This is a genomic window from Pseudomonas sp. HMSC065H01 (assembly GCF_001815235.1).
Classification (GTDB): Bacteria; Pseudomonadota; Gammaproteobacteria; order Pseudomonadales; family Pseudomonadaceae; genus Pseudomonas; species Pseudomonas aeruginosa.
The window spans coordinates 108,904-124,685 of the sequence record NZ_KV819895.1 but is presented as its reverse complement, the minus strand read 5'-3'; the positions used below and the strand labels follow the sequence as shown (position 1 = coordinate 124,685).

Here is a 15,782-nt window from a genome sequence, read left to right as displayed (position 1 = left end):
TCGAAATGGAGTGGGTCCCGCGTGAGGCAATAGTCTAGCTGCATTGGCGGTACATCGGGTGGTCGCGGAGCAATGGAGCAGATAGTCGTAAACGGTGTTTTCATAGGTAAAGTCGAAGAAACCTGGGGCGGATTGGTCAGCGCGATCGACAAGCTGCCGGTCGAGCAGGAGTTCTGGCTGGGCCACGATGGCCTGCCCGGCGACGAACAGGCCGACATCCGCCACCACGGCGGCCTCGAGCGCGCTCTTCATCACTATCCCGCCGAGCACTACCGCTACTGGCGCAAGCGCCACCCGCTGAACCGCTGGCAACTGCCGGCGTTCGGCGAGAACATCTCGACCTACGGCATCACCGAAGCCGAGGTCTGCATCGGCGACCAGTTCCATTGGGGCGATGCCCTGCTGGAAGTCAGCCAGCCGCGTTCGCCCTGCTATCGCCAGGGCCAGCGCTGGAATCTTCCCGAGCTGCCCGACGAATTGCAGAGCGGCGGCCGCTGCGGCTGGTTCTATCGGGTCCTGCGCAGCGGCATGGTGACTCCCGGGGACGAGCTGAAGCTGGTCCAGCGGCATTACCCTGAACTGACCGTCGCCCGCCTGTTGCAGTGGTATTTCGGCGATCCCCTGGAGCCTCTCGGGTTGCGCCAGATGATGGCCTGCGACGCGCTATCCCAGCGTTGGCGCAAGACAGCGGCGAAACGCCTGTCCAGCGGCGTGGTGGAAGACTGGGGGCCGCGCCTGCGCGGACCGTCGGATTACCGGGAGCATGCCTCTTGAGCGACTACCTGATCACCCTGAGCCAGTCCGGCCGGCTGTTGGCCAGCATGACGGTGAGCGCCGCGCGCTTTGCCGAGGTGCGCGAGCTGATGCGCCAGCGCTTCCCCGCCGGCGACGGCTTCGAACTGCGCATCGAAACGCGCCGGGAAAGCCGCCGGCTGCTGGAACAGGGGCCGCAGGGCGTGCGCTTGCTGGCGGTGGAGTACATGACCGAGGAACTGAAAGATGGCTGATGCGCTGGATAGCCTGCGCCTGATGCGCACCCAGGAACGGCCCGAACAGGTGTTCGTCCGTGGCCAGGGCTCGTGGCTGTGGGACAGCGACGGACGCGCCTTCCTCGACTTCACCCAGGGCCTGGCGGTGAACTGCCTTGGCCACAGTCCCAGCGTGCTGGTCCAGGCCCTGGCCCGGCAGGCGCGGGAGCTGGTCAGCGCCGGCCCCTGCCTGCTCAACCGGCCGGTGCTGGCATTGGCGCAGCGCCTGTGCCTGGCGACCGGCAGCGACCAGGCCTACTTCCTCACCAGCGGCGCCGAGGCCAACGAAGCGGCCATCGCCCTGGCGCGCAAGTGGGGCCGCCTGCATCGCGGCGGCGCGCAACGGATCGTCAGCACTGTCAACAGCATCCATGGACGCACCCCGGGCACCCTGACGGCTTGTGGCAAGCCGGCGCAGCATGGCCTGGAGGGATTCGCCAGGGTGCCGTTCAACGACCTCGACGCGATGGCTGCGGCCATCGACGAAGAGACGGTGGCGGTGATGCTGGAGCCGGTGCAGGGCGATGCCGGGGTGATCCCGGCGACCCTCGACTACCTGCGTGGCATCGAGCGGCTGTGCCGACAGCGTGGCGTCCTGTTGATACTCGACGAGGTGCAGACCGGCATCGGCCGCTGCGGCGCGCTGCTGGCGGAGGAACTGTACGGGGTACGCGCCGACATCGTTACCCTCGGCAAGGGCCTCGGCGCCGGGGTGCCGCTGTCGGCGCTGCTGGCGCGTGGCAACGCCTGCTGCTTCGAACCGGGCGACCAGCTTGGCACCCACCACGGCAACGCGTTGATGACCGCTGCCGGGCTGGCGGTACTGAATACCGTGCTGGAGCCGGGTTTCCTGGAGCAGGTGCGCGAGCAGGGCACCCACCTGCGCGATGGCCTGGCCCGTGTCGCGCGTCGCTATGGGCATGGTCCGCTGCGCGGCCAGGGACTGTTCTGGGGGCTGCCGCTGATCGGCCAGCGCGCGCCGGCGGTGGTTCGCGCGGCGTTCGGCGAAGGCCTGCTGATCAACGCGCCGCAGCCGCACTGCCTGCGTTTTTCCCCGGCGCTGACGGTGAGCCGGGCCAACGTCGACGAAATGCTGCGGCGACTGGAGCGGGCCCTGGCCCGGGTCGCCAACCGACACGAGGAGGTGGCCTGATGCGCGCCCTGGTATTGCAACACGTTCCCTTCGAAGGCAGCGCGCGGATCGGCGACTGGATCGGCCGCCACTGCGAGCACGAGCACGTCTGCTACCTCTACGCCGACGCCCACCTGCCTGCGCTGGACAGCTTCGACCTGCTGGTGGTGATGGGCGGGCCGATGAGCGTCCACGACGAAGCGCAATATCCCTGGCTGGTGGTGGAGAAGCGTTTGATCCGCGCGGCGCTGGATGCCGGCAAGAAGGTCCTCGGCATCTGCCTCGGCGCGCAGCTGCTGGCCCAGGCGCTGGGGGCTGCGGTACGCCCGGGACGCCAGGCGGAGATCGGCTGGTGGCCGCTGCACAGGTACAGCCAGGCGCTGGGCTCGCCGCTGGGCGAGCGCCTGCCGGAACGGCTGATGGCGTTCCACTGGCACGGCGAGACCTTCGACCTGCCAGCCGGCAGCGTGCCGCTCTATGGTTCGGCTGCCTGCGCCAACCAGGGCTTCATCTGGAACGAGCAGGCTATCGGCCTGCAATGTCACCTGGAAAGCACCGCGGAGAGCATCGAGGCGCTGCTCAATGCCTGCCCGCAGGACCTGCAACGGGAAGGGGCGGTGCAGAGCGCCGGGAGGATCCGCCAGGGTGTCGCGCATTGCCGCGAGGTGGCGCCGGTGCTGTTCCTGTTGCTCGATTACCTGGCGCATCGGCCGGCGGAGATCGCACGCCGGGCCTGATCGCCAGAAAGATTCCTCTGTCCTCGCATGCGCCTCCGGACGTCGTTTTGGTCCTGTGGGGCGCTTTTTTTATTCTAGGCTGCGTGCTTTCCCAACCAGGGCTCCAGTAGTGCCAGGTCGCGACGCAGGCTTTCGGCGAACAGGTGCAGGCGGGTGGGGTTGTCCAGCTCGCCGGGCTGGATGCCGACGAAGGTGAAGGTTTCGTCGTGCTCTCGGGCGGCGACATTGATACTGACGGTGCCGTCGTAGTGCATCCGGCACTGGCAGTCGTAGCCTTCCAGCGCCTGGTTCAGGCTGCGCTGGATCTCGCCGAGATCGGGGTGCTTGTTCTTGCTCATCGCATCGCTCATGCAAGGGGATGGGGCTTTCTTCTCGTGCAGGGCGAGTCGGGTGGATGCGTCGACGACCTCGGGACCGAGGGGCGGCGTAGCCTCCCGGCCGGCGCGGCGTCTGGGCTTCCCGCCCGGACATTGCTTCCTGTATCGCCAGGGTAGGGGTGCCTCCGCTATCGTTTCGCGATGCAAATGCACTAGCACCGCTAGTGCAATCGTCACGCGTGCGCGGTCAGGGCGGGCGGGCATCCTTGCTGCCCCCGGAAAATCGCTCCATCCAAGAGGAACAGCATGAACGACCAGGTACTGCGTACCCAGACCGACCGCCGCCAGTTGCAGCAGATCATCGCCGGTCTTACCGAAGGGGTGATCCTGATCGAGCCGGACCAGCGCATCCTCTGGGCCAACGAGGCGGCCCTGGCGATGCACGGCGTCGATTCGCTGGAAGGCCTGGGCGCCGATACCGGCGAGTATCGCGAACGCTTTCGTCTGCGCTACCGCAACAATCATCCGCTGCAGGAGGGGCAGTACCCGGCCGAGCGCCTGGTGGCTGGCGAGTGCTTCAGCGACGTGGTGGTGGAAGTGTTTCCCGCCGCCGACGAGGACACCCGCTGGGTGCACCGCGTGCGCGGGCTGGTGCTGACCACCCCCGAGGACAAGCCCGACTGCCTGGTGCTGATCCTCCACGACGCCACCGAGTGGGCCAGCGCCGAGCAGCGCTTCGAGAAGACCTTCAATGCCAACCCGGCGCCGGCGGTGATCTGCCGGCTCAGCGACTACCGCTACGTGAAGGTCAATGTCGGTTTCCTGGAAATGACCGGCTATGCCCGCGACCAGGTGATCGGCCGTTCGGTGTACGAGCTGGACGTACTCGACCAGGCCGAGCGCCGCGAACTGGCGGTGGAGCGCCTGGGCGCCGGCGAGACCATCCCGCAGATGGAGGCGAGCCTGCGGGTGGCGGAGGGCGGACGCAAGTGCGTGGTGGTCGCCGGGCAGCCGATAGAGGTCGGCGAGGAGGCCTGCATGCTCTTCACTTTCACCGATCTCGAACCGCGGAAGAAGGCCGAGGAGGCCCTGCGCAAGAGCGAGGAGCGCTTCGCCAAGGCCTTCCGCATGGCACCGGTGCCGAGCCTGGTGCTGTACGGCGACGACCTGCAGGCGCTGGACATCAACCAGGCCTTCAGCGAAACCTTCGGCTACCAGGCCGAGGAACTGCTCGGCGAGTCCACCGTCGCCTGCGGGTTGTGGCAGGACGGCGGCGCCGAGCGCCTGGGCGAGCTGCTGGCGCAGAGCGGCAGCGTGCGCAACGTCCAGCTGCGCCTGCAGCACAAGGATCGCAACGGCCTGGACTGCCTGGTCTCGGCCGAGGCGGTGAGCCTCAACGAGCAGGACTGCGTGCTGGTGGCCTTGCTGGACATCAGCGACCGGCGGCGCACCGAAATGGAGCTGGTGCACGCCATCGAGACGGTGATGCAGGACGCTTCCTGGTTCAGCCGCACCCTGATCGAAAAGCTCGCCAACGTGCGCCGCGCCAACGCGCCGGGCACCGGCGCCGAACTGGCCGACCTGACTGCGCGCGAGCGCGAGGTGTTCGACCTCATCTGCCAGGGCCTGGCGGACAAGGAGATCGCCAAGGAACTGGGCCTGGCGCCGAACACCGTGCGCAACCACGTGGCGACCATCTACGCCAAGCTCGATGTCCACAGCCGTGGCGAGGCCATCGTCTGGGCACGCGAACGCGGATTCGCGCCGGAGCCGCGCAACGGCAACGGGCGCAAATAAACGAAGAGGGTACGAATGCACCAGGGCGGCTGGTGCATTCGTACCTGTCGCCCGCTCCCGTCGGCGCCGACACTGGCGCAGCACGCCCGGCATGCCCCCGCCCGTGGTCGTGCACCTTTTCTCCGCGGCGCGAGCCGCGCCGTCCGCACGTCTGTTCCCCTCGCCAGTTTCGCTCTGGCGGGGGGCTTCCCGCCTCCTTTCGAATATTTGCCCCTCTGCCTCTGCTGGTGCGCGACGGCATCCTGCCGGCCGTTTGCGAATGCTCGGGACTGGTGTCGTGAAATTTTAAGTGTTATTTTTCATGAAAAATAACCAATATAATTTCACGGAGGTCGCGATGTTCCTGCAATCCAACGAGCATGTCGGCACTTACTACGCCGCCGTCAATCCCGAACTGATCCAGCCGCGCCAGGCCCTGGAGGGTGACCTCGACTGCGAGGTGCTGGTGGTCGGCGCCGGTTTCAGCGGCTTGCACACGGCGCTGCGGCTGGTCGAAGGCGGACGCCAGGTATGCGTCATCGAAGCCAGCCGGATCGCCTGGGCGGCCTCCGGGCGCAACGGTGGGCAGGCGCTGCCCGGCTGGTCCAGCGACCTGCCGCCGCTGGAGGCCGACCTCGGCTACGAAGGCGCACGCCGTCTCTGGGACGGCATGCTCTGGGCGGCCGGCGAGATGCGCGAGTTGCCGCAGCGACATGGCTTCGACTGCGACTACCGGGTCGGTCACCTATGGACGGCGATCCTGCCGCGCCGGGTCGGCCTGCTCTACGACTGGCAGGCCGAGGCCAACCGTCGCTGGGGCTACGAGGGGCTACGCTTCGTGGCGAAGGACGAGTTGCCCGAATGGATCGCCAGCGAGCGCTACCTTGCCGGTCTCTACGATCCCCACGCCGCACACCTGAATCCGCTCAAGCTGGCGTTCGGCCTGGCCGCCGCCATCGAGCGCGCCGGCGGGCGTATCCACGAGCGGACCCGGGCCCTGAACTATCGCGAGGAGGGCGACGGCTACCGGGTCCGTACCGAGCACGGCGAGATCCGCTGCGCGGCGCTGGTGCTGGCCTGCAACGCCTACATCGACGGGCTGGACAGCGAGCTGTCGCAACGGATGCTGCCGGTGGGCACCTATCAGGTCGCCACTGAGCCGCTCGGCGAGGAACGGGCGAAGTCGTTGCTGCCGCGCAACTGCTGCGTGACCGACAACCAGTTCGTCCTCGACTACTTCCGCCTGACCCCGGACCACCGCCTGCTGTTCGGCGGCGGCTGCACCTACCTGGGCGGCATGCCCAGCGACATCTGCGCCGCCACCCGGCCCTATCTCGAAAGGGTGTTCCCGCAGTTGCGCGGGGTGGCGCTGGAGTATGCCTGGGGCGGGCATATCGACTGCAGCATGCGGCGTACCCCGGACATCGGCCGGCAGGGCAACCGCTACTGGCTGCAAGGCTACTCCGGCCACGGCGTGCTGCCGAGTCTGGCGGCGGCCAGGGCGGTCAGCGACGCGCTGCTCGGCGACGACGAGACCCTGGCGCTCTACCAGCGCCTGCGCAATCCGAAGTTTCCCGGCGGCCAGCGCTTCGCCGCGCCGCTGGAAGCCCTGGGCAAAGCGTATTACCGTTTGCGCGACCTGTTCTGAGAGGGCCCGGAGCCGAGATGAGCGAAGTAGCCGACGACCTGGCGGAGATCGCCAGCCTGGTGCGCGAATTGCGCAAGCGCAAGGGCATCACCCTGCAGGCGCTGGCCGACGGCATTCGCCGTTCGGTGGGCTTCGTCTCCCAGGTCGAGCGCGGCCTTTCGCGGCCGGCGGTGGACGACCTGGTCGCCATCAGCCAGGTGCTCGGGGTGCCGGCGACCTACTTCTTCTGCTCGCCGAAGATCCAGGCCTCGCCCTGGGTGACCCGCCCGGGCGAGCGTCGGACCCTGGCCTACGCTCGTGGCGCCAGCGACAACCTGGTATCGCCGCGTCTCGGCGGCGCCTTCTTCATGCTCGAAACCTGCCTTGAAGCGGGTGCCGACAGCGGCGAGCGCGACCTGCTGGACAGCTCGGAGCAGGGCGGCTACGTGCTCGAAGGCGAGCTGACCCTGTGGCTGGAGGACGAGGAGCTGCGCCTGCAGGCCGGCGACGGTTTCCAGATTCCCAGCCATATGCGCAGCCGCTACGCCAACCGCAGCCAGGCGCCGGTCAGGGTGCTCTGGGTATACGCCTGACGAAGCGCGTTACCCGGTCGTTTGCCGGATAGCGGCGAAGACTTCCGGCATCGGCGAGAACCGTCGCCGACCGATGAAAAAAGCCCGAGGCACAGGCCTCGGGCTTTTCGTCACCAGCGTCCGGAGGCGCCGCCGCCGCCGCTGGAGCCGCCGCCACCGCGGAAGATGCTGCCACCGCCGCTGCCGCCTCCCCCACCGCCGCCGCGACTATTGAGGATGGCGCTGAGGATGGCCATCAGCACTTCGCCGGGAAGCAGGAACAGGGCGTAGATGAACAGGGTCGGCGCCAGTACGCCGAGACTGTCGTCCGCCGCGCGGTCGACGTTCTGCCACAGGCCCATGCTCAACAGCCAGGCCAGGCCGGCGACCGCCGCGCTGCAAAGCAGGAAGCGGCCGATGCTGCGCCGCCGCATCCACTGCAACGGCAGCAGGCGTCCGAGTAGGGCCACGGCGAGCAGGACCGCCACATAGACACCGAGGTAGACCGGGTTGCCCCAGAGCTGTCCGCTCAGGCCGCTCTTCTTTTTCGGCTCCGGCGGGGCGCTGTCATACACCTCACCCTCGTCGACCGGTGGCGGCAGGGCCCGCGGCGGCGTGGCCTCGGGAACCGCCGGCAAGGCGTCGACGGGAGCGCTGGCGGTAGCGCTTTCCGGGTTCTTCTCGGCATCGATCAGTTGCACCAGGCTGTCCACGCCGGCCTGGATTCCGCCATAGAAATTGCCCTGGCGGAACTGCGGCGTGATCCGCTCGCTGATGATCCGCCCGGCCTGGACGTCGGTGATGGCCCCTTCCAGGCCGTAGCCGACCTCGATGCGCAGGGTGCGGTCGTTCTTCGCCACCAGCAGCAGGACGCCGTCGTCGACCTTCTTCTGGCCCAGCTTCCATTTCTCGAAGGTACGCACCGCGTACTCCTCGATGGAATCGTCGCCGGTGGTCGGGACCAGCAGCACCGCGAGCTGCGCGCCGTTCTTGGCTTCCAGGGCGGCGAGCTGTTGCTCCAGGTGCTGGCGCTGGTCGCCGGAAAGGGTCGCGGTGAGGTCGGTGACCCGCGCCGTCAGCGCGGGTATCGGTGGCACATCGGCCCAGGCGACCAGGCTGGCGAGCAGCAGCCCGGCGCCCAGTAGCAGCCGGCGCATGGCTTACTGCGCCGGTTGCGGGTTGCCGAAATCGACTTTCGGCGCGGTGGAGATGGCCGCTTCGTTTTCCACGCTGAAGTTCGCCTTGGGCTTGTAGCCGAACAGCTTGGCGGTGATCACGCCGGGGAACTGGCGCAGCAGCACGTTGTATTCCTGTACCGACTTGACGTAGCGGCCGCGAGCGACGGCGATGCGGTTCTCGGTGCCTTCCAGTTGGGTCAGCAGGTCCTTGAACAAGCCATCGGCCTTCAGTTGCGGGTAGTTCTCGGTGACTACCAGCAGGCGCGAAAGCGCCGAGCTCAGTTCGCCCTGGGCCTTCTGGAAGCGCTGCACGGCCTGCTCGTCGTCCAGTTGGTCGGCGTTCAGTTGCACGCTGCCGACCTTGGCCCGGGCCTCGGTGACCTGGGTCAGGACCGACGCCTCATGGGAGGCATAGCCCTTCACCGTGCTGACCAGGTTGGGTACCAGGTCGGCGCGCCGCTGGTACTGGTTGAGCACTTCCGACCAGGCGGCTTTCACCTGTTCGTCGCCGGCCTGCATGGCGTTGTAGCCGCAGCCGCTGAGCAGCAGGGCGAGGACGGGAAGGAGGGCATTTCTGAGGAATCGAGGCATGGTGGTACTCATCCGGGTTGAGAAAGCTCGATTGTAGACCAGCCAATGGCCAGCACGTTCCTTGTGCCGGCACGGATATCGGCTCTGTCAGGCGGTGCGGCGGCCGAACGCCAGCTTGGCCGCCAGGACCAGCAGGCAGAACACGAACAGCGCCAGCGACCAGACCGCCATGGACTGGCCGAGCAGGGTCCAGACCACTTCGCCGCACAGCCCCTCGGGCTGGAAGACCTGCGGCAGCCAGCTATCCAGCGGTATCCATTCGGGGAAGCCCATGAACATCTTGCAACTGCCCATGCCCTGGGCAGCCAGTTTCTCTTCCGCGACCAGCGACCAGGCGTGGTAGATCCCGCCCAGGCTGGCGGCGAGCATGCCCAGCGCGGCGATGCCGCCGGCGATCCGCGAACGCGGGGCGAGGCTGCCGACGATCCCGGCGAGCACCAGGCCGAGCACGTCCAGGCGAATGAAGATGCACAGCGAGCAGGGCGCGAAGCCGCGCACGTGCTGGAGGTAGAGGACGAAAGCGAGGATCAGCAGGCCGCCGATGGCGACCGCGGGCCAGAACAAGCGATTGTCGAGGGGCTTGAGGAGAGCGCTCAAGGCAGGGATTCCTGTGTCGTTGATAAGGGAGGCCGGGCCGGCACTGTGCGGCGCTGGCCGATGGTAGTCCATCAGGATTGTCCGAAGATTAAGCCGTTTGACGTAACGATGTCTGCTGCATGTTTCTCCGCTTTCGTAGGAGCTTTCAGGGAAAAACGCCGCAACGAGGCGAGCATTTGGAGCCTCCGCCGGGATAGACTATCCTGGTCTATACCAATAAGGCCCGTCATGCTAGCCACCAGCCTGGTGCTATGCGCCGCCGTTCTCCACGCCACCTGGAACACCCTGGTCAAGTTCAGCAGCGACCGCTTGCTGGTGGTCGCCTGCATGGACGTGGTCGGCGTGCTCTGCGCCATCCTGCTGTTGCCCTTCGTCAGCCTGCCGCCGGCCGAAGTCTGGCTCTGGCTGCTCGGCGCCACCGTCCTGCAACTGCTCTACCGGGTACTGTTGATCGAGGCCTACAAGGTCGGCGACCTGGGCCTGGTCTATCCGCTGATGCGCGGGCTGTCGCCGCTGGTGGTGCTGGGCCTGACCCTGGCGTTCGGCGGCGAGCAGCTCAGCGGCCGGCAGATCCTCGGCATCCTGTTGATCCCCTTCGGCATGCTTTGCCTGCTCTGGGGCGGCGGCGGTTCGCGGCTGCCCTGGCGGACCCTGCCGGTGGTGCTGCTGATCGGCCTGTGCATCGGCGGCTACACCTGGAGCGACGGCAACGCCTTGAAGCGCTGGCCGTTGGCGCTTGACTACCTGGTCTGGCTGACGCTGCTTTCCGGCCTGCCGTTCCCGCTGATCGCCGTCGGCGCGCGAACCCGCGCCTTCGCCCGCTTCTGGGCGCTGGAGTGGAAGCTCGGCCTGGCGGTCGGGGTCTGCGTGCTGGCCAGCTACGGCCTGGTGCTGTGGGCCATGCAGCTGGGGTCGATCGCCGAAGCGGCAGCGTTGCGCGAGACCAGCGTGCTGCTGGCGGTGCTGTTCGGCATGCGCTTCCTCAACGAGCCGTTCGGACTGCCACGCCTGCTGGCGTGCGGCCTGGTGCTGGCCGGAATGCTGCTGATGAAGCTCTGAAGGGGCTGTGCCTTTACAGAACGAGCGGCGCCAGCTTGAGTTGCAGTTCCACAACTACAAGGAACTGCCATGACCATCGCTTTCTGGTGCGTGCTGATCGCGATCTTCCTGCCTTACGTCTGTACCTCCATCGCCAAGTTCGGCGGGGAGGGCTACGGCGGTCGGGCCAACGCCGACCCGCGGGCGTTCCTCGGTTCGCTCGAAGGCTTTCGCCGGCGTGCCAACAACGCCCAGTTGAACGCTTTCGAAGTGACCCCGGCGTTCGCCGCGGCGGTGATCATCGCCCATCTGGTCGGCAACGCTTCGCAGGCGACCCTGGATAGCCTGGCCATTGCCTGGATCACCAGTCGCCTGCTCTACGTCATCTGCTACCTCGCCGACTGGGGGCCGTTGCGCTCGCTGGTCTGGTTCGTCGGCATGCTGCTCATCGCCGCGTTCTTCGTGGTTTCCGCCTGAGCAGCCCGCTGCGGCCTATGGCCGCAGTGCGGGCGCGCGGCTCTGGATCAATCGGCGGTGGCGGCGGATAATCCGCCGCTTCCGTGATCGACCCTGAAAAAAGAGCCTTGCCATGAAGCTGAAGTCCCTGCTCGTCGTGCTGCTGGCCGGCGTCGCCCTGAGCGGCTGTCACCGTATGGATCCCAATTCGCCCGAGGCCAAGCGCCAGGCGATCTTCAAGGAAATGCTACGGACCAGCGAGGACATGGGCGGGATGCTCCGCGGACGCCTGCCCTTCGACGCGGAGAAGTTCCGCGTCGGATCGGCGAAGTTGCACCAACTGGCCGACCAGCCCTGGCAGTACTTCCCCAGTCCCAAGGCCGGCGAGGAGGGCGAGGACACCCGCGCCAAGGACGAGGTCTGGCAGCGCCAGCAGGAGTTCAAGGCCGCCACCCAGGTCTTCATCGACGCGATGAACCGTCTTCAGGACAACACCCGCCAGGCCACGCCGACCCCGGATGGCGTGCGCAAGGACTTCGCCGCGGTGGAAGACGCCTGCGAAGCCTGCCACAAGAAATTCCGCGCGCTCTGAGGCCGGACCGGGCGTCATACGCCGTACCTGGAAGGCGCGAGGGGTAGGGCGAATGAGCGCTGGCGCTCATCCGCCGTTGCGGCAGCGCTGGGCGGCACCTGGTGTCCCGCTGCGGCGCGGATGGCGGATAACACCATGGGCGTCATACGCCTTGCGTGGGAGGCGCGAGGCGTAGGGCGGTACCTGGTGTCCTACTGCGCCTGGGCCTGTTCCAGGCCTTTCTTGGCCTCTTCCAGTTCGGCGCGGGCCTCGGCCAGCTTGGCCTTGCGTTTCTCGATCTTCTCCGGATCGCCCTTGCCCATGGCCTTGCGCAAATCCTTCTCGCGTTCGCTGACCTCGCGCTCGCTGTCGATCACCTTCTGCTTGTTCTCCCTCAGCAGGCCGGCTTCGGTGCAGTGTTCCTTGACCTCGGAGAGGGCCTTTTCCAAGCCGGCCACCTGGCCTTCGTTGGAGAACGAGCGGGCCGTTTCCAGCTTCGCCTCGATGGCGGCCTGCTTGGCGGCGCAACCGCTGAGTGGGGCGCCTTTGGCTGCGCCCGGCTGGGCGGCAGAGAGCGGCAGGGCGACGGCGAGCAGCAGCCCGGCCAGCGGCAGTGAAGGACGAATGGACATCGGTTGGCTCCTTGATCGAACGGCCGGTGCGGTTGCCGGACGACGGCTCGGCCGAGCGTCCTGGCAGGCGGATGAGGCAGGCGGCAGCCGGCGTGACAAAGGCGCAAGTGTGCCAGCAAACGGCACGGTTGTGGTTGTCCGGGAGCAAAGTACGCCGCCCCGGGGTCTCTGGAGAAGGGCCATGGTTCGGGCATTCCGGCACAACCCGGCCTAACGTTGTCCGAAGACACCGAGAACGGGAGAACCGCGATGCGTACGCTGATCCGCCTGGTTCGCACGCTTATCCTGCTGCTGGTCCTGGCGCTGCTCGCCGGCGCTTGGTGGTGGTTGCAGGACGAGGCCCTGCGCCCCCCCGCGCTGGCCGGCCACAGCGAGGACTCGAGCCTGAAGGTCGCGGGCCTGCGCCGGCATTACCTGCTCTACGTGCCGCCGGGCGTGTCCGAGGGAGCGCCGTTGCTGGTGGTGCTGCACGGCTCACGGGGCGACGGCGCGCAGATGCGCCGCATCAGCGGCTACGGCTTCGACCGGCTGGCGGCGCAAGAAGGTTTCCTGGTGGCCTACCCGGACGGCTTCGAGGGCCACTGGAACGATTGCCGCAAGGCCGCCAGCTATTCGGCGCGGCTGCGTGACGTCGATGACGTGGCTTTCCTCCGCGCGCTGGTGGCGCGGCTGGCCCAGGAATACCGCGTCGATCCGCAGCGGGTATATGTCGCCGGCTACTCCAATGGCGGCCAGATGGCTTTCCGCCTGGCCGCCGAAGCACCGGGGTTGCCGGCGGCGATCGCAACGGTGGCGGCGAGCCTGCCGACCACGGAGAATGATGCCTGTCGGCCGGTCGAGCGGCCGACCGCGGCGTTGCTGATCAACGGTACGCGCGATCCGATCAATCCCTATCTCGGCGGCAAGGTCAGCCTGTTCGGCTTCGGCGACCGGGGCGCGGTACGCTCGACCCTGGACTCGGCACGCTGGTGGGCCGGCCTGAACGGCATCGCCGCGCCGCCGGACGTGGCGCCGCTGACCCGTCCCGGCCCGGTCTGGACCGAGCGCCAGCGCTGGCAGGAAGACGGCCATCCGCCGGTGGAGCTGCTCAGCGTGCATGGCGGCGGCCACGTGCTGGCGCAGCCGGACTATCGCTTCCCGCGGATTCTCGGCAAGAGCGACCCGGAACTGGACGCGCCAGCGGAAATCTGGCGCTTCTTCAGCCAGTTGCCGCGCTGAGGCTCAGACCTCGAAGACGAATTCCGGACGGAACCCGCCTCTCTCGTGGGGATAGCCGCCCGGATTGGCCAGCACCCGTGCCCGGCCGATGCGGTAGTCGAGGGCATCGTGGACGTGACCGTGCAGCCAGTAGTCGGCCTGCGCCACCAGTTCGTCGAGGTTGGAAGCGAAGGCTGGCGACAGCGGGTTGCCGGCGAACTGGGGCGGGATCGACAGCGCACTGGGCGCGTGGTGGCTGACCACCAGCGTCGGGCCGTCGTGGGGCCGCGCCAGTTGTTCGGCGAGCCAGTCGCGCGAGGCCCGGTGCAGGGCGATGCTCTGCTCGGGGGTGAAGTCGCCGCCGAACCAGTCGATGCAGCTGAAGTCCGGCATCGATTGCAGGGCCAGCTCATGGGCGGGCGCATAGCCGTCAGCGCCATAGAGCTGGAAGTCGGTCCACAGGGTGGCGCCGAGGAAGCGCGCCGGGCCGATCCGCGCTTCGTCGTTTTCCAGGAAGTGGATCTCCAGCGCCCGGGCGATATTGCGCATCGCCTGGGTCAGGTCGGTCATTTCCGAGGAGTAGAACTCATGGTTGCCGGCGACGTAGACGATCTCGCTGTTGGCGAAGGTCTCGCGGGCCCAGTGCAGGCCTTCCAGATGGCTGTGGATATCGCCGGCCAGCACCACCACGTCGGCCTCGACCTCTGGCAGTTGGCGTCGCCCGTCGAAATGTTCGTGGTGGAGGTCGGACAGCAGGCGGATCTTCATGGCACGGCTCGGCGGTAGGCGCGGCGGACCAGCATAGCTCCGCCCACCCCGGGGTTGAAGGCCGACAACGATTGACGCAGGTCATGGCTGTGCGGGAAAACCTCGCTGGCCTCGCTAATTCCCCCATGAAGTTAAGGGACAATTAAGACTGGACGCGCAGGGTTCATTCCAGCGATTCGCGCGTTCTGTCGGGGAGTGGTGCCAATGAAACTGTTATGGGGAGTTCTCGCCGCCGCGCTGGCGGCCTGGGGCCTGACGCTGGCCGTCGATCCGCCGGCGAGCCTGGATATCTGGGTGGTGCGCAAGCAGGCGATCCTGCTTACCGGGGTAGCGTCCTTCGCCCTGATGTCGTTGATCATGCTGCTGGCGGTGCGTCCGGTCTGGCTGGAGAAGCCGCTGGACGGGCTCGACCGCATGTACCGCCTGCACAAGTGGGCGGGCATCCTGGCCATCGTCCTCGGCCTGTTGCACTACCTGCTGGAGTTGGCCGGCCCCTGGCTGGCGGGTATCGTCGGCAAACCGGTGAAAGGCCCGCGGGTGGAAACCTTCCTCGATGTCTTCCGTGGCTCGGCCAAGGAGTTGGGTGAATGGTCGGCGTGGATTCTCGGCGGGATGCTGCTGATCACTCTCTGGCAGCGCTTCCCGTATCACCTCTGGCGCTATGTGCACAAGGCGTTGGCCCTGGTCTACCTGGTACTGGCCTTCCATTCCGTGGTGCTCGCCCCGGCCAGCTACTGGAGCCAGCCGGCCGGCTGGCTGGTGGCGGCCTGCGCACTGCTCGGTTCGGCCTGCGCACTGTTGTCTCTGAGCGGGCGGATCGGTCGCGCGCGCCGCCATGCGGGCGTGGTCACCGCCGTCGAGCGGCGCGGCGAAAGCCTGCTCGAGGTGACCTGCCGGCTGCAGGGCGACTGGTCGCACAGGGCCGGGCAGTTCGCCTTTCTCACCTGCGACCGCCTGGAGGGTGCCCATCCGTTCACCATCGCCAGCGCCGACCGCGGCTGCGGCGAGGTGCGCTTCAGCATTAAGGCGTTGGGCGACTACACCCGGCGCCTGCAGGACAACCTGGAGGTCGGCGCCAGGGTCGAGGTGGAGGGGCCATACGGCTGCTTCGACTTCCGCCGTGGCCTGGCCGGGCGGCAGGTCTGGGTCGCCGCCGGGATCGGCGTGACGCCGTTCATCGCCTGGCTGGAGTCGCTGCAGGCCGCGCCGGAAAGCGCGCCATCGGTGGAGCTGCACTATTGCGTGCGCAATTCCCAGGAAGCGCTGTTCGCCGGGCGCTTGCGCGAGCTTTGCGAACGCTTGCCCAGCGTGACCCTGCACATCCGCTATAGCGACGAGCAGGGCAAGCCGCAGGCGGCGCAACTGGGCGTGCTGAAGAGCGCCGAAGGACGCTGGCCGAGCGTCTGGTTCTGCGGTCCGCAGGGGCTGGCCGACAGCCTGCGCCGCGATCTGCGCCGGCAGGGCATGCCGCTGCGGCTGTTCCACCAGGAAGCCTTCCGCATGCGCTGAGCCTGCCGGAAACGAAAAAGCCCCGCCGAAGCGGGGCTTTTTCATCGCGCGGTCGC

General features: G+C 67.6%; 18 protein-coding genes. 12 read left to right on the top strand and 6 right to left on the bottom strand.

Going from position 1 to position 15,782, the window contains the following annotated elements; all coding sequences use genetic code 11:
* The first annotated feature begins 72 nt into the window (after positions 1-72).
* Genes HMPREF3014_RS16710 through HMPREF3014_RS16695 form a run of 4 tightly spaced genes read left to right on the top strand, consistent with a single transcriptional unit; the run spans position 73 to position 2,897 of the window.
* Entirely contained in the window at positions 73-774 is a 702-nt protein-coding gene (locus HMPREF3014_RS16710; RefSeq protein ID WP_003084895.1) for an MOSC domain-containing protein, read from the top strand.
* Entirely contained in the window at positions 771-1,007 is a 237-nt protein-coding gene (locus tag HMPREF3014_RS16705; protein WP_003101561.1) for a hypothetical protein, read from the top strand. The genes HMPREF3014_RS16710 and HMPREF3014_RS16705 overlap by 4 nt, the downstream gene beginning before the upstream one ends.
* Positions 1,000-2,181 (top strand): aspartate aminotransferase family protein, encoded by a 1,182-nt coding sequence (locus HMPREF3014_RS16700; RefSeq protein ID WP_003459342.1) that lies wholly within the window; start codon positions 1,000-1,002, stop codon positions 2,179-2,181. The genes HMPREF3014_RS16705 and HMPREF3014_RS16700 overlap by 8 nt, the downstream gene beginning before the upstream one ends.
* Positions 2,181-2,897, top strand: coding sequence for a type 1 glutamine amidotransferase (locus HMPREF3014_RS16695; RefSeq protein ID WP_023086921.1), 717 nt, complete (start codon positions 2,181-2,183; stop codon positions 2,895-2,897). The genes HMPREF3014_RS16700 and HMPREF3014_RS16695 overlap by 1 nt, the downstream gene beginning before the upstream one ends.
* Positions 2,898-2,971: 74 nt before the next feature.
* Here the strand turns inward: HMPREF3014_RS16695 and HMPREF3014_RS34805 are convergent, their stop codons facing one another.
* The gene (locus HMPREF3014_RS34805; RefSeq protein WP_003084903.1) at positions 2,972-3,235 is read right to left on the bottom strand and encodes a hypothetical protein; all 264 of its coding nucleotides are present in this window, start codon (positions 3,233-3,235) and stop codon (positions 2,972-2,974) included.
* 285 nt (positions 3,236-3,520) lie between these two features.
* On the opposite strand from HMPREF3014_RS34805, the gene HMPREF3014_RS16685 reads away from it, so the two are divergent.
* The 3 genes from HMPREF3014_RS16685 to HMPREF3014_RS16675 all read left to right on the top strand — a co-directional run bounded on the left by HMPREF3014_RS16685 (position 3,521) and on the right by HMPREF3014_RS16675 (position 7,210).
* A complete protein-coding gene (locus HMPREF3014_RS16685; RefSeq protein ID WP_003084906.1) occupies positions 3,521-5,011 on the top strand; it encodes a helix-turn-helix transcriptional regulator in 1,491 nt (496 codons plus the stop codon).
* 337 nt (positions 5,012-5,348) lie between these two features.
* Entirely contained in the window at positions 5,349-6,638 is a 1,290-nt protein-coding gene (locus tag HMPREF3014_RS16680; protein ID WP_023086922.1) for an NAD(P)/FAD-dependent oxidoreductase, read from the top strand.
* 17 nt (positions 6,639-6,655) lie between these two features.
* Complete coding sequence (locus tag HMPREF3014_RS16675; RefSeq protein WP_003101576.1) at positions 6,656-7,210, top strand: helix-turn-helix domain-containing protein; 555 nt, start codon at positions 6,656-6,658, stop codon at positions 7,208-7,210.
* A gap of 110 nt (positions 7,211-7,320) precedes the next feature.
* Here the strand turns inward: HMPREF3014_RS16675 and HMPREF3014_RS16670 are convergent, their stop codons facing one another.
* The 3 genes from HMPREF3014_RS16670 to HMPREF3014_RS16660 all read right to left on the bottom strand — a co-directional run bounded on the left by HMPREF3014_RS16670 (position 7,321) and on the right by HMPREF3014_RS16660 (position 9,555).
* Positions 7,321-8,346, bottom strand: coding sequence for a TPM domain-containing protein (locus tag HMPREF3014_RS16670; protein ID WP_009875753.1), 1,026 nt, complete (start codon positions 8,344-8,346; stop codon positions 7,321-7,323).
* Positions 8,347-8,349: 3 nt separating this feature from the next.
* Entirely contained in the window at positions 8,350-8,958 is a 609-nt protein-coding gene (locus HMPREF3014_RS16665) for a LemA family protein (protein WP_003084923.1), read from the bottom strand.
* Positions 8,959-9,045: 87 nt separating this feature from the next.
* Positions 9,046-9,555 carry a disulfide bond formation protein B gene (locus tag HMPREF3014_RS16660; RefSeq protein ID WP_003121803.1) on the bottom strand — a complete coding sequence of 170 codons (510 nt, stop codon included), beginning with the start codon at positions 9,553-9,555 and terminating at the stop codon, positions 9,046-9,048.
* A 228-nt stretch (positions 9,556-9,783) separates the two neighbouring features.
* On the opposite strand from HMPREF3014_RS16660, the gene HMPREF3014_RS16655 reads away from it, so the two are divergent.
* From HMPREF3014_RS16655 to HMPREF3014_RS16645, 3 genes are all read left to right on the top strand, one after another.
* Positions 9,784-10,614 carry a DMT family transporter gene (locus HMPREF3014_RS16655; RefSeq protein ID WP_009875755.1) on the top strand — a complete coding sequence of 277 codons (831 nt, stop codon included), beginning with the start codon at positions 9,784-9,786 and terminating at the stop codon, positions 10,612-10,614.
* Positions 10,615-10,683: 69 nt separating this feature from the next.
* Positions 10,684-11,070 (top strand): MAPEG family protein, encoded by a 387-nt coding sequence (locus HMPREF3014_RS16650; protein WP_003101585.1) that lies wholly within the window; start codon positions 10,684-10,686, stop codon positions 11,068-11,070.
* A 112-nt stretch (positions 11,071-11,182) separates the two neighbouring features.
* A complete protein-coding gene (locus HMPREF3014_RS16645) occupies positions 11,183-11,641 on the top strand; it encodes a c-type cytochrome (RefSeq protein ID WP_009875756.1) in 459 nt (152 codons plus the stop codon).
* A 191-nt stretch (positions 11,642-11,832) separates the two neighbouring features.
* Here the strand turns inward: HMPREF3014_RS16645 and HMPREF3014_RS16640 are convergent, their stop codons facing one another.
* Complete coding sequence (locus tag HMPREF3014_RS16640; RefSeq protein ID WP_009875757.1) at positions 11,833-12,252, bottom strand: DUF1090 domain-containing protein; 420 nt, start codon at positions 12,250-12,252, stop codon at positions 11,833-11,835.
* 249 nt (positions 12,253-12,501) lie between these two features.
* On the opposite strand from HMPREF3014_RS16640, the gene HMPREF3014_RS16635 reads away from it, so the two are divergent.
* Entirely contained in the window at positions 12,502-13,470 is a 969-nt protein-coding gene (locus HMPREF3014_RS16635; protein ID WP_003084939.1) for a CE1 family esterase, read from the top strand.
* A gap of 3 nt (positions 13,471-13,473) precedes the next feature.
* Here the strand turns inward: HMPREF3014_RS16635 and HMPREF3014_RS16630 are convergent, their stop codons facing one another.
* Positions 13,474-14,217 carry a metallophosphoesterase gene (locus HMPREF3014_RS16630; protein ID WP_009875758.1) on the bottom strand — a complete coding sequence of 248 codons (744 nt, stop codon included), beginning with the start codon at positions 14,215-14,217 and terminating at the stop codon, positions 13,474-13,476.
* Between the two features lie 204 nt (positions 14,218-14,421).
* Between HMPREF3014_RS16630 and HMPREF3014_RS16625 the strand changes: the two genes are divergently transcribed.
* On the top strand, positions 14,422-15,726 hold the full coding sequence (locus HMPREF3014_RS16625; protein WP_009875759.1) for a ferredoxin reductase family protein: 1,305 nt from the start codon (positions 14,422-14,424) through the stop codon (positions 15,724-15,726).
* The last annotated feature ends 56 nt before the right edge of the window (positions 15,727-15,782 follow it).